At 45.7% G+C, this 13,079-nt stretch carries 11 protein-coding genes; 8 read left to right on the forward strand and 3 right to left on the reverse strand.

What is annotated here, in order from left to right; translation table 11 throughout:
- The first annotated feature begins 186 nt into the window (after nucleotides 1-186).
- Genes B5F53_RS03250 through B5F53_RS03260 form a run of 3 tightly spaced genes read left to right on the forward strand, consistent with a single transcriptional unit; the run spans nucleotide 187 to nucleotide 4,552 of the window.
- Nucleotides 187-2,067: a leucine-rich repeat domain-containing protein gene (locus B5F53_RS03250; RefSeq protein WP_087219660.1), complete on the forward strand. Its 1,881-nt coding sequence runs from the start codon at nucleotides 187-189 to the stop codon at nucleotides 2,065-2,067.
- Between the two features lies 1 nt (nucleotide 2,068).
- Nucleotides 2,069-3,802, forward strand: a complete 1,734-nt coding sequence (locus B5F53_RS03255) for a DUF7601 domain-containing protein (protein WP_087219696.1) — start codon at nucleotides 2,069-2,071, stop codon at nucleotides 3,800-3,802.
- 6 nt (nucleotides 3,803-3,808) lie between these two features.
- Nucleotides 3,809-4,552 (forward strand): hypothetical protein, encoded by a 744-nt coding sequence (locus B5F53_RS03260; protein ID WP_242970225.1) that lies wholly within the window; start codon nucleotides 3,809-3,811, stop codon nucleotides 4,550-4,552.
- Between the two features lie 3 nt (nucleotides 4,553-4,555).
- On the opposite strand, the gene B5F53_RS03265 is transcribed toward B5F53_RS03260, so the two are convergent.
- Entirely contained in the window at nucleotides 4,556-5,383 is an 828-nt protein-coding gene (locus B5F53_RS03265; RefSeq protein WP_087219699.1) for an AraC family transcriptional regulator, read from the reverse strand.
- A gap of 149 nt (nucleotides 5,384-5,532) precedes the next feature.
- Here B5F53_RS03265 and B5F53_RS03270 point away from each other — a divergent pair, with 149 nt between their 5' ends.
- On the forward strand, nucleotides 5,533-7,758 hold the full coding sequence (locus B5F53_RS03270; RefSeq protein ID WP_087219709.1) for an alpha-galactosidase: 2,226 nt from the start codon (nucleotides 5,533-5,535) through the stop codon (nucleotides 7,756-7,758).
- 21 nt (nucleotides 7,759-7,779) lie between these two features.
- Here the strand turns inward: B5F53_RS03270 and B5F53_RS03275 are convergent, their stop codons facing one another.
- Nucleotides 7,780-8,679 carry a LysR family transcriptional regulator gene (locus tag B5F53_RS03275; RefSeq protein WP_087219712.1) on the reverse strand — a complete coding sequence of 300 codons (900 nt, stop codon included), beginning with the start codon at nucleotides 8,677-8,679 and terminating at the stop codon, nucleotides 7,780-7,782.
- A 93-nt stretch (nucleotides 8,680-8,772) separates the two neighbouring features.
- Between B5F53_RS03275 and B5F53_RS03280 the strand changes: the two genes are divergently transcribed.
- The 4 genes from B5F53_RS03280 (at nucleotide 8,773) to B5F53_RS03295 (ending at nucleotide 12,813) form a co-directional block, all read left to right on the forward strand.
- Complete coding sequence (locus B5F53_RS03280) at nucleotides 8,773-9,531, forward strand: carboxymuconolactone decarboxylase family protein (protein WP_087219715.1); 759 nt, start codon at nucleotides 8,773-8,775, stop codon at nucleotides 9,529-9,531.
- Between the two features lie 134 nt (nucleotides 9,532-9,665).
- Nucleotides 9,666-10,313 carry a DUF3786 domain-containing protein gene (locus B5F53_RS03285; RefSeq protein WP_087219718.1) on the forward strand — a complete coding sequence of 216 codons (648 nt, stop codon included), beginning with the start codon at nucleotides 9,666-9,668 and terminating at the stop codon, nucleotides 10,311-10,313.
- 88 nt (nucleotides 10,314-10,401) lie between these two features.
- Nucleotides 10,402-12,174 (forward strand): ABC transporter ATP-binding protein, encoded by a 1,773-nt coding sequence (locus B5F53_RS03290; RefSeq protein WP_087219721.1) that lies wholly within the window; start codon nucleotides 10,402-10,404, stop codon nucleotides 12,172-12,174.
- A 96-nt stretch (nucleotides 12,175-12,270) separates the two neighbouring features.
- Entirely contained in the window at nucleotides 12,271-12,813 is a 543-nt protein-coding gene (locus tag B5F53_RS03295; protein WP_087219723.1) for a MerR family transcriptional regulator, read from the forward strand.
- Between the two features lie 49 nt (nucleotides 12,814-12,862).
- On the opposite strand, the gene B5F53_RS03300 is transcribed toward B5F53_RS03295, so the two are convergent.
- Complete coding sequence (locus B5F53_RS03300) at nucleotides 12,863-13,036, reverse strand: DUF362 domain-containing protein (RefSeq protein ID WP_087219726.1); 174 nt, start codon at nucleotides 13,034-13,036, stop codon at nucleotides 12,863-12,865.
- Nucleotides 13,037-13,079: the final 43 nt, after the last annotated feature.

Genomic DNA, 13,079 nt, shown 5'->3' on the forward strand with positions numbered 1-13,079 from the left:
GCACACCGGAACGATAAAGTCTGATTTTTCGGGCACAGACAGCCGGTGTGAGTTTTTTGCATCCGGCCAGAGCGCCGGTTGTTTTTTGTTGAAAGGAGGTTTTGAAATTTAAAGGAAAACATAGAGCGGCATTAAAGGGCTCTATGGGAGTATTTTAGTATTGCTAAGTGCATAAAGGAGATCCATATGAAAATGAAGCGTCAATTCAAAAGAATAGCTGCGTTGCTGCTTGCGGGACTCATGATCTTATCTTTAAGCGGTTTTACAGATGGAGCAGAAGCAGCGCAAAATATGTCTGAACTGTCAGAACTTGCGGAAGCCGGACAGCAGGAAGTTACAGTAGATGGGATAGACTACGAACTAAACCAGACAGAACATACGGCCATGGTAATACGCGGTAATTCAAAAGGAAATGTAATTGAAATTCCGGCATCGATCTCTTTCGAAGAAAAAACTTATCAGGTAACAGCGATTGCCGATAAGGCCTACAGTCAGTATTCCGGCGCGACAGGTATTGTATTGCCGGAAGGTTTGCTTACGATAGGAGCCCAGGCATTTGAAAATGCAGTATCTGTACGTGGAGAAGAGCTGGTGATACCAGACTCGGTTATTGAAGTCGGAGAAAAGGCTTTTGCGAGTAATTCTTTTAAAAAAGTGGTTATCGGAGATGGAATTACCAGTATCCCTTCTAAGGCTTTTTACGACATAAACGATGTGATCGGTTCTTCGGAAGTGGAAATCGAACTTGGAATTCAGGTAGAAGAGATTGCAAAAGATGCGTTTTCTGACGGAAACGCCTGGGGAGAAATCACTCGTTTAATCATAAAAGGAACAACTGGCCGTCTGGATGAAGTACTCAAATCTGTAGATGGATTAAAGAACACGGAAATCATCTACGATGATCCGGATGCGCTGGATGCAGACTGGCTGCAGACGCAGATCAACAATGCCCCGGATGAGACAGAAACAGAGATTGTAATAACAGGAAACATTCTGACAGGAGTAACCATAACGGTACCGGAAGGGAAAATGGTTACTTTAATTGACGATGGAGAATCCCATGTGATTACAAGTTCAGCCGGTCAGATGTTCCAGGTGAACGGACAGCTGACGATGGATTCCACAAGCGAGGAAAGCCGTCTTGTCTATAAAGGAGGAAATTCACCGAAAACCGGCAGCGGAAACATTGCGGCTGTTGAATCAGGAGGGAATTTGATTCTGAAAGACGCAGTTCTCTGCGACGGAGTGATTGAAGAGATATACAGCGGGGCTGTTCTGGTAGGAAACGGAGGCAGCCTGGAAATGTCCGGCGGAGTAATTGAAAACTTTACTTTAAATGGGAATATGCTCACCGGGAGTGTCTGCGTGGAAAAAGGCGGAAACTTCCAGATGGAAGGCGGTATTATCCGGAATAATAAAAACAACGGTTCTTATTATTCCGGCGGGGGAGTATTGCTTTATACATGGAATAAAGGCGACAAGGATGCTGTCATGACAATGTCCGGAGATGCTCTTATTCAGGGCAACAAATCCAGAAACGGCGGTGGAGTCTATCTGATCGGAAATAGTAATTTCCTTATGAAAGGCGGAAAAATCGAGAGAAATGAAGCCTTTTCCGGTTATGGCGGAGGCGTCTGTGCAGCAGGAAGCGGAGGCAGCGTGGGGCAGGGAGCCCCGGCTTATGAAAGCAAGTTCACCATGGAAGGAGGAACCATTTGCGAGAATTTTGCTTCTCATTCCGGAGGAGGAATCTACATTAATTCAGACGATGTGATTCTAAAAGGCGGACGAATCGAAAACAATACGGCACAGAGCCATGGCGGAGGTATTTATGTCAGTGAACCGCCTCAGATGGTTAAACTTTACAACGCCGTTGTTACAGAGAATACGGCCAGTGTTATGGGAGGCGGCATGTGGTTTTGTCCGACTGGAGACGCCACATTTACAGTAACAAACGGTGTGGCTCTTTATGACAACCGTGCGGAAGGAGCCGGGGATGATTTTGCTTCTTTAAGCGGTGATAAAGGAACAGTAACAATTGCCGATCGTTTCCTTGGGGGGCGGTGAAGTGCAATGGTACCGGGACGGAGCTGTTGTAGGAGGAGCCGGAAATATTCTCGGTTCGGTAAATCCCGATGTTCCCCGTTATGATGCAGATAATCCAGGGGAGAGAATGACCGGGATTTCCGGCAGCGGAAATTTCGCCCTGAAAGCTGTGGCATCAGAAAATACAAAGAAACTGGCACAAAGCCAGGCCAAACTTGTGATTACCGGAAATCATGCCCAGAGAGGCGGCGGTATAGGCGCGAATGGAGCGGCTGATATGGGAGAAGAAGACCAGGATCATACCCTCTGTGTGAAGAAAGAATGGAGCGAGAATACTCCGGAGGATCAGAAAACAGAGCTGACCGTCTTTCTGAAAATCGGTGAATATGAACTGGATGCAGTCAAATTGAATCAGGAAAATAACTGGATGGCAGAATTTACACAGCTTCCAAATCCGGATAGTCTGGAGGGTGGTCTGCAATATGCGGTTGTGGAAAATCCTGTTCCGGATCATTTCCAGCCGGTTTATCAGGAAGCAGTGGTGAATGACAATACCATTTCTGTTACGATTACCAACCAGTATGAAGAACCCAAAGGCAATCTGACGGTTTCTAAGGTAGTGGCCGGAAATGCAGGAGATATAGAAGCAGAGTTTACCTTTACGGTGACACTGGAAGACAGTTCCATAAATGGAACGTATGGAGAGATGGAGTTTGAAAACGGAGTGTCTGTCTTTACCTTAAAACACGGCGAAAGCAAGACGGCAGAAAATCTGCCGGCAGGAATCGGTTACGAGGTACAGGAGGCAGAAGCGAATGCAGACGGCTATGAAACAGAAGCCGAAAATTCCCAGGGAAGCATACCGGAAAAAGAGACTGCCGCTGTAACCTTTACCAATACCAAAGAGGTAACCGGCAATCTGACGGTTTCCAAAATAGTGGCCGGAAATGCAGGAGATATGGAAACAGAGTTTACCTTTACGTTGACACTGGAAGACAGTTCCATAAATGGAACGTATGGAGAGATGGAGTTTGAAAACGGAGTGTCTGTCTTTACCTTAAAACACGGCGAAAGCAAGACGGCAGAAAATCTGCCGGCAGGAATCGGTTACGAGGTACAGGAGGCAGAAGCGAATGCAGACGGCTATGAAACAGAGGCCGAAAATTCTCAGGGAAGCATACCGGAAAAAGAAACTGCTTCTGTAATCTTTACCAATACGAAAGAAGAAGCGCCGGAAAAAGGAACAGGAAATCTGATCGTTTCCAAACTGGTGACAGGAGATGCCAAAGCTGAAAAACAGGAATTTACCTTTACCGTAACCCTGGATGATAAAACAGTAAACGGCAAATACGGTGAAATGGAGTTTGAGGATGGCGTGTCCGTCTTTACCTTAAAACACGGCGAGAGCAAACAGGCAGAAAATCTGAAGCCAGGTATGAAATATACTGTAAAGGAAAGTGACAATGAAGGCTATAAAGTTACGGCAGCGAAAAACGAAGGCAGCATAGAAGAAGGAAAGACAGTAAATGTAATCTTCCATAATGAAAAAGAAGATGAATCCGGAACACCTGGAAAGACATACACGCCTTCTTCCGGCAGTTCTTCCGGAACAGGCACACAGGCAAAATCTTCTTCTCAAAAGGGAAGCAGTCCGAAAACCGGCGATACAACCAATCTTTCCTTATGGATTACGCTGCTTTGCCTGTCAGGATTTGGTCTGACGTCAGCAGCGCTACTGGCTAAAAAGAAGCGCTAAAGTAAAATGAGAAGACCAGAAGATTTAACGGGCCGCCGCTTTGGAATGCTGACTGTAATAGAAAAAAGGGAAGAAAGACAGGATCGCTACTGCATGTGGCTTTGCCGCTGCGACTGTGGGGGAGAGATCCTGGTCAGCAGCAAAAGGCTGAAAAGGGGTACGGTTACTGACTGCGGATGTATCCCCAAAAAAGATGCCAGAAACGGAACCATCAGGGAAGATCTGACAGGAAGAACCTACGGCCGGCTGACAGCTTTGTATCCTACAACAGGAAGAGATTCGAAAGGATCTGTAATCTGGCACTGTCGCTGTGAATGTGGAAAAGAACTGGATATAAGTGAAGGAAGTCTGGTCCATGGCCATTATCGAAGCTGCGGCTGTCTGAAACAGGAAATGCAGAAGCAGATTTCAGACAGGCTGCACATGATAGATCACACATGTGTGGAAATACTGGAGAAACGGAAACGCCGAAAAGATAATACCAGCGGTTTCCGGGGTGTTTCCCTTTTGAAAAACGGGCGTTACCGGGTCTCCATCGGATTTAAAAAACAGAGATTTCATATCGGAATCTTTTCCGGCTTTGAGGAAGCGGTTCAGGCCAGGTTAGAGGCAGAAAAACTGATACACGACGGTTTTCTTCAGGCCTACTACCGCTGGGAAAAACTGCCGGAAGATACGCCTTTTCTCTTTGAGGCAGAGAAAGTGGGCGGCGAAATCCGAATAACCACGAATATAAAAGAAGACACATAAGAATCAGGTTTGCTGATTCTTTTTTCGGCGGGCGCTGGGAGACATCCCCATCAGCCGTTTAAAAGCCTTGGAAAAAGTAGCCGGATCGGAATAGCCGCAGGAGAGAGCGATGCTTTCCACAGAGAGAGTGGTGGTTAGAAGCAGCTCAGAAGCTCTGGTCAGCCGGAATCTGGTCAAGTATTCGGAAGGACTGCAGTTTAAGTACCGGCGAAACAGAAGATACAGGTAACTGCGGTCAATGTTTACATATGCGGCAATATCGTAAATACGAAGGTCATTCCAGTAATTATTCTGAATATATTCCGTGGCCTTTTTAATATAACTGTATTCCCCCTCTTTTTTGGCCATGGTGTCCATGGGATCCCGGGCCAATGCCGCCAGAAACTGATAGAGCAGACCGGTGCGTTTCAGATCAGAAGAATAACCGGACTGGGAAGCGGCAAGCATTTCACTGACAAGCCCGTACAATTCCTCAAAATGACTGCAGGAAAAAACAGGCTGTTCACTGGAGAGGCCGACTTGCTTTAAAATATCCGGCACCTCAGAACCGTCGAAGCCCACCCATAAGTACTCCCAGGGATCTTTTTCATCTGCCTGATAGAAGGTGAGAACGTCAGGAGGAATGAAAAACCCCTGTCCCTTCTGCAGGTAATAGTTTTTTCCGTCAATCTGGAAAATTCCCTTTCCGTTTCGGATAAAATGAATCAGATAATAGGGCCGGACTGCCGGGCCAAAACAGTGGAAAGGGGAAGTTGCTGAACAGCCGCAGGATTTCAGAGTCAGACCTGCGGCCTTTGTATCTTTAAAGGTAAGAACCTGAGCCTGTTCCATTTAGAACCTCCTTTTTTCTTTCAGTATAAAATAAAACAAAAAAAGATTCAACATTTTGACAAGAACAAAAATCATCCTTTCCTAACAGGGAAAAGGTTTCGATGGTATACTGATAACCATAGAAAGCAAGAGAAAGAGAGGAGACTGTAATGGGTATCTATTATCATCAAAAGACAAAGGAATTTCATCTTTGCAACGATTCTGTCAGTTATATTATAAAGGTGCTGAAAAACGGACAGATGGGACAGCTTTATTTCGGAAGCAGAATACCGGACAAAGAAGATTTCGGTTACTTTGTGGAAACTGTCCACCGTCCCATGTCTCCCTGTTTATTTGAGGGAGATTCCACATATTCTCTGGAACATTTGAAACAGGAATATCCTTCTTACGGAACCACGGATTACCGGGAACCTGCCTTTGAGATTCTGCAGGAAAACGGCAGCCGCATTTCCGATTTTGTATATAAATCTCATACCATTTATGACGGAAAACCTGAACTTCAGGGCCTTCCTGCCATTTACACAGAAGATACCAAAGAGGCCCAGACCCTGGAAATTCTCTTAGAAGATTCGGTTATGGGAGCGCAGATTGTCTTATATTACACGATTATGAGGGACTATCCGGCCATAACAAGAAGTGTGAAAATCAGAAATTACAGAGATTCCCACCTCAGGCTTACGAAAGCAATGAGTCTGTGTCTGGATTTACCGGACAGGGATTACGAATGGATGCAGTTGTCCGGAGCCTGGGCCCGGGAACGGCATATAAAAACCAGAAAACTTCAGCAGGGAATTCAGGCCATCGGCAGTATCCGGGGAAATTCCAGTCATCATCACAATCCCTTTGTGGCATTAAAAAGATCTTCTGCCGATGAGCGCCAGGGCGAGGTAATCGCAATGAGCCTGATTTACAGCGGTAATTTTATCATTCAGGGCGAGGTGGATACTTACGATGTAACCAGAATGCTTATGGGAATCCATCCCACAGGATTTACCTGGGATCTGCCGGCAGGAGAGGAATTCCAGACGCCGGAGGCAGTACTGGTTTACTCGGAAAATGGGTTAAACGGTATGAGCCAGACTTTTCATAAACTGTTCCGTACCAGACTGGCCCGGGGATACTGGAGGGACAGAGAACGTCCCGTTTTAATCAATAACTGGGAAGCAACCTATTTTGATTTCACAGAAGAGTCTCTGTTAGAAATTGCAAAGACGGCCCAAAAAGCAGGCGTAGAGCTGTTTGTTCTGGACGACGGATGGTTCGGAACCAGAAATGATGACAAACAGGGACTGGGAGACTGGTTTGCCAATAAAGAAAAACTGAAAGAGGGAATTTCCGGTTTATCCCGCAGGATCGAAGAAGAATGTCAGATGAAATTCGGTCTTTGGTTTGAGCCGGAGATGGTCAATGAAAACAGTCAGTTCTACCGCAGCCATCCTGATTATCGGTTGGAAGCGCCGGGACGCAGAGCCTCTCACGGAAGAAACCAGCACGTTCTGGATTTCTCCAGAAAGGAAGTGGTGGACAGTATCTATCAGCAGATGGAAGAAGTCCTGAAAGATGCAAAGGTTTCCTACATTAAATGGGATATGAACAGAAGTATCACGGAATGCTTCAGCAGAGGCTGGCCGGCAGATCAGCAGGGAGAAATTTTCCACCGCTATATCCTGGGTGTTTATGATTTATATGAAAGACTGAGGAAGAGGTTCCCTGAAATTCTCTTTGAATCCTGCGCAAGCGGAGGAGGAAGATTTGATCCGGGAATGATGTATTATGCTCCTCAGGCCTGGACCAGCGATGACACAGACGCAGTGGAACGACTGAAAATTCAGTATGGAACCAGCATGGCGTATCCTCTAAGCAGTATGGGAGCTCATATTTCTGCAGTTCCCAATCATCAGGTATTTCGGAATACACCCTTTGAGACAAGAGCCAACGTGGCGTATTTCGGGGCATTTGGCTATGAACTGGATATGAATCAGCTTTCAGAAGAAGAGCAGGAAGAAATGAGGCGTCAGGTGGCATTTGTAAAGAAGTACAGAAAACTGATTCACCAGGGGACCTTCTATCGTCTGCTTAGTCCCTTTGAGGGAAATATTGCAGCGTGGATGGTGGTTTCCGAAGATAAGAAAGATGCAGTCATAGGATATTATAAAATTTTAAACGATGTGAATGCGCCCTATCGGAGAGTAAAACTTCAGGGGTTGGATGCAGAGGGCAATTATGCTATTGAAGGAAGGGACGGTCTCTATTCCGGTAAAGAACTGATGCGTGCAGGAATGATTACCAGCGATCCGTCTGCAGGACAGGGAGAAGAAGGCGAACCTGTTTGCTCAGATTTCTGGTCACAGATTTTTCTTCTCCACAGAGTTTAAGAATAATGTTTCCCCGCTTTGTTAAGGCAAGGCGGGGAATTTTGCTTTGACGGCATCCAGGAAACGAAGCACTTCTTCCGAGGGGGAAAGACTGTAAAGAAGACCGTAGGGGATGCTATAGTCCCACTTTACGGGAATGGTTACCAAAGCCGGATGGACCTCCCTCCAGCATTCCAGGGTCAGCAGGACGTTCTGGGTTTCTGCACAGCGGTTAAAGACAGAAATATCGTAAAACTGGGGTGTATCCTCAATTCGGATTTGCGGATGGTTCTGCTGCAAATCTTCCCGAATGGCATCGTTTACCTCAGAGTCTCCTTTCTTTACCATCATCAGAGTTTCCCCGTACAGATCCGAAACAGAGAGGATTTTCCGGTCAGCCAGGGGGTGATCTTTGGAGACGGCAATCATTTTTTTATACCGTCCAATTGGCAGTAGCCGGCATAAATTCATCCAGCGTTTGGAGTCACATACCCCAATCAGGAAATCGAACTTTTTCCCGAGTTTGGAAATCTCTGAGAGGATTCCCTCATGATTGTCCTCAAAAGGAACCAGGTGAAGCCGGTAATTGGAGAATTCCTGATTAACCCCGTACCATAAGTCCATAAAAGGTTTTGCCGGATTTAATAAAGAGGTTCCCACACAGAAGGTCCGGGTTTCTGCACGCATGGCCTGCCGGGCATTTTCTATACTGCGCCGGGAGTAATCAAAGAGGAATTTGGCGTCTTTATAGATAACCCTTCCGGCCGGGGTTAAAGAAATCCCGGAAGGGGTGCGTTCTATTAATTTTAGGTTCAGATGATTTTCCAAAGCGTTGATTTTTTTCATAACGGCAGTAGGAGAAATAAAAAGCTGTTCTGCAGCCTTTGTAAAGCTGCCACAGTCTGCAGCGCAGACAAAGGCTGTCAATTGTTTATTGAACATAAAAACCTCCGGAACATATTGGAGATTCCATGTCAAAGAAGGAACGACTATAATAAAGAAAAAGTGTAAAGAAAGCAAAAGGAGGAGATTACTATGGCAGTAAAGCAGACGGCAGGCAGAGATGCTCTGGGAGAATTTGCACCGGAATTTGCCCATTTAAATGATGATATACTGTTTGGCGAAGTGTGGAACAGACAGGAGCAGCTTTCCCTTCGGGATCGGTCTTTAGTTACGGTTACTGCATTGATGGCACAGGGACTTGTGGACTCTTCATTTAAATATCATTTAACCACAGCGAAAAAGAATGGAATCACCAAAACGGAAATTGCAGAGATTCTGACTCACGCGGCCTTTTACGCAGGATGGCCCAAAGCCTGGGCGGCCTTTTATATGGCCAAAGAAGTCTGGGCAGAAGAAGAAAAAGAAGAGGACGCTATGACAGCTCATGCAAATTCAATGGTATTTCCCATCGGAGCGCCCAATGACGGATTTGCTCAGTATTTCTCAGGAAACAGCTACTTAGCCCCCTTGTCTGTTTCCCAGGTGGGAATATTTAATGTGACTTTTGAACCGGGATGCCGCAACAATTGGCATATTCACCATGCGGAAAAAGGCGGCGGCCAGATTCTGATTTGTGTTGCCGGAACCGGCTGGTATCAGGAATGGGGAAAAGAGGCACAGAAATTAAATCCGGGGGATGTGGTGAACATTCCGGCGGAAGTAAAACACTGGCATGGGGCAGGAAAAGACGGATGGTTCTCCCATCTGGCGGTGGAAGTTCCGGGAGAGAAAACATCCAATGAATGGTGTGAACCGGTATCAGATGAAGAATATGAAAAACTTTCCCGCTGAAAAAAGTTAGAAATTGTGAACCAGGTATGAGGAACGGACTTATACCTGGTTTTTTCGGTGGATTTTATTTCCCTTTCCTATTATAATAGCAGGTGTTTAAGAAGTTTTCTTTGCTTTATAAAAGGGAGGATCATATGGAAAGTAAGGTTTCAAATTATGAAAAAGCATGTATCCAGTGGCAGGAAAAGTTCCTGCAGTGGGATCTGGAAGAGTTACGGAAAAAAGTGCCGGAATTAAAAGAAGAAGGAGAGTATCTGACCTTATATCATTATGCCAGAAAATATGGGATTCATAAGAAGAAAGGGACCATTGAAGCTCTGGAGGATTCGGATCCGGTTTCCAATACAACAAAGTTTAATATTTATACCCTGCTTGGATTTGCCACACCGGGGGCAGCGCTGACCAATGACTGGGTTCCCTTTGAACAACTGAAAAATGCAAGACCCTTTGGTCCTGCGTTTCAAAGGGGCGTTATCCGGGCGTTTGCTTTAACCTTTGCGGGACACGGAAAAGAATTAGAAGAAGCCTGTATCAGACTGAAAGGGCAAAAGCTTCGGTATGCGGATGTGGGCTATCAGTTAGATGCTTTTGCCTGTATGCCTCTGCGGTTTCTGTTCTGGGAGGAAGACGAAGAGTTCGATGCCCAGGCCAACATTCTGTATGATCGCAGCGCAACGGATTTTATCCATGTGGAAAGTACCGTCTCTGTGGCTTCTGAAGGTCTGTACAGACTGGCGCAGACAGCCGGCATTCCTGTTAAAGGAAGTACCTTTCAACTGTAGGAAAGAAACGAATTTTATATCTTATGTGTTTTCCTGAACACCGCCCTGTGCTATAATGACTGGGATATAGAAGAAGGGAAGTGAAAGGATGCACGAAACAGAAAACCGGGGAAAGAGACTTTACAGAAGAATCTTTTCTTTACTGCATAAAAGACAGAAAGTGGGCTTTTTCTTTATCCTGCTGATTTTAGGAGTTTCTGCTGTTTTAAGCCAGTTTACACCTTTGGCAGTGGGATACCTTACAGATCATGTGCTGGCGGCGCAGACCATCCACTTTCAGTCTGTCATACCAATTTTGCTGTTCATTTTAATTGTCAATGTATTTAATGAGGTTATTAAAGTAATCCGCCGCCTGATTGTAGAAGATACGGCGACCCACGCAGAAAAAAGCGCCCGGCAAAAGGCAACCGAGTCTTTATTAATGGCGCCGCTTTCCTACTTTCGCGGACATATGACAGGAAATATTCACGGAAGGCTGAACCGAAGTCTGGAAGGAACCACAAAGCTGATTAAACTGCTTTTTATGGATTTTGCTCCGGCAGTTGCCACGGGAGTTGCCTCTATTGTGGTGATTTTCATGAAACTACCTGTTCTGGTGGCCTTTTTAATTATTCTGGTCATCCCTGTGGGAACCGGAATTGTATTTCGCCAAATCAATACACAAAAGGGCATCCGGATTGAACTGATGAATACCAAGGCCGATATGGACGGAACCATGGTGGAACTGCTGGGCGGAATTGAGACGATTCGATCTTTTGACAGCGCTCAGGAGGAAGGAGAACGGATTGGCGATCGTTCCGAACAGTTAAGAAAAAAAGAAATGAAACATCATAAGGCTATGGCATTTTATGACTGTCTGAAATTTATCAACGAAGCCGTATTCAGCGTACTGGTCATTGCCATTGCTGTTTTGCTGGCTGCCAGAGGTATGATTACCATTGGAACCGTACTGACGGCCTATCTGTGTTTTACCCAGCTTACAGGGCCTTTAAGAGAACTGCACAGGATACTGGATGAATTTTCCGAATGTGTGGTTCTTGCAGACGATTACTTCCGAATGGTGGAAATCCCCAGGGACTTTTCTTATGAAACCCAGGAAGAATCGCAGGAAGAAGCGCCGGCAGATAATGGCGTTGCGCTGAAACAAGTAAGCTTCTTTTATCCGGAAGATCCGGAAACAAAAATACTAAAAGGGATCGATCTGCAAATCAAAGGGGGAGAATTCCTGGGAATTGCAGGCCCCAGCGGCTGTGGAAAATCAACGCTGATTAAAGTACTGGATAAGCTGGAGGAAGCCCGGGGAGATGTTTTTCTGGGGAACAGAAATCTGAATCAGCTTACCCGTTCGGATCTTGCAGATGTGGTGGCACTGGTGCCGCAGACTCCTTTTTTAATAGCAGATACTATTTTTCATAACATCTGCTACGGGATGAAAAGAGAAGTAACCCTGGAAGAAGTAAAAATTGCGGCCAGAAAGGCCTGTATTGATCAGGTGATTGAAAAGCTGCCGGATCAGTATCAGTTTGAGATTGCGGAAGGCGGAGGGAACTTATCCGGAGGCCAGAGACAGAGAATTGCCCTGGCCAGAATCTTTTTAAGAAAGCCGAAAATCCTGATTTTAGACGAAGCAACTTCTGCCCTGGATAATACCTCAGAGAAGCTGATACAAAAAGAGATTGAAAAGATGAAGCAGGAGTACGGGACAACCATTATTTCCATCGCCCACCGCCTGTCAACCCTGCAGAATTGCGATGAAATTATCGTAATGGATAAGGGAGAAATTGTACAAAGAGGGAACTTTATAGAATTAAAAGAGACTCCGGGAATTTTCCGGGATATGGAAAGAGGAATTTTGAAGTAAGGAGAATTCTCAGACGGGTATTTGTCGATGACTTTCCGTTGCAATTTTACTGCCCTTTGGTATAATGAAGACAGCGAGTTCATAAGGAGGGGTAGTATGGCTGAAAAGCGTTATACGGTGACGCAGGCTGCAGAACTGACAGGAGTGAAATCCTATGTTCTCCGTTACTGGGAAGAGGAACTGGGACTCAGGATTGGCCGTAATGAGCAGGGGCACCGTTACTACACCGGATATGATATTCAGTTATTTCTGAATATTAAAGAACTGAAGAAGCGGGGATTACAGCTAAGAGCAATTAAAGAACTGGTACCCAGAATATCCAGGCTGGCCCCCGGGGCGTCTGCGGATAAGGTAAAACTTCTGGATGGAGGTTCAGAACCAGTGGAGGAAAAAGCGGTGTCCCAGGAGAAGAAAACCTGTGAAAACAGTGAGAAAGACAGCCGGGATCATGAAGCTAAAATCTTAGAGTTTCAGGCCATTCTGGAAAAGCTGATTGCCAGAGGAATGAAGGAAAGAAATGAGGAAGAAGCCCGTTGTCACTCTCTGGATGAGACCATCCGGCTTCATCAGGAAGCCAGAAGACAGGCGGCTGCGGCCGGTGAACCTCGGAGGAGACGGACAAGAAAACATAAAAAATAAAAAAGCTGCTGCAGAACATTTCTATCTGCAGCAGCTTTTTTCTGGTACATTATTCGCCTGGCTGAATAGCCTCTGTAGGACAGGCATCTGCGCATGTTCCGCAGTCTACACAAGCGTCCGCATCGATTACATAATGCTCATCACCCTGAGAAATAGCCTCAGATGGGCATTCACTTTCACAGGTTCCACAGCTTACACATTCATCAGTAATTACGTATGCCATTCTTACATCCTCCTTAAAAATAGAATCACTTAACCCTTCCGGG

This window comes from Blautia sp. An249, from assembly GCF_002159835.1.
Lineage (GTDB): Bacteria > Bacillota > Clostridia > Lachnospirales > Lachnospiraceae > Blautia_A > Blautia_A avistercoris.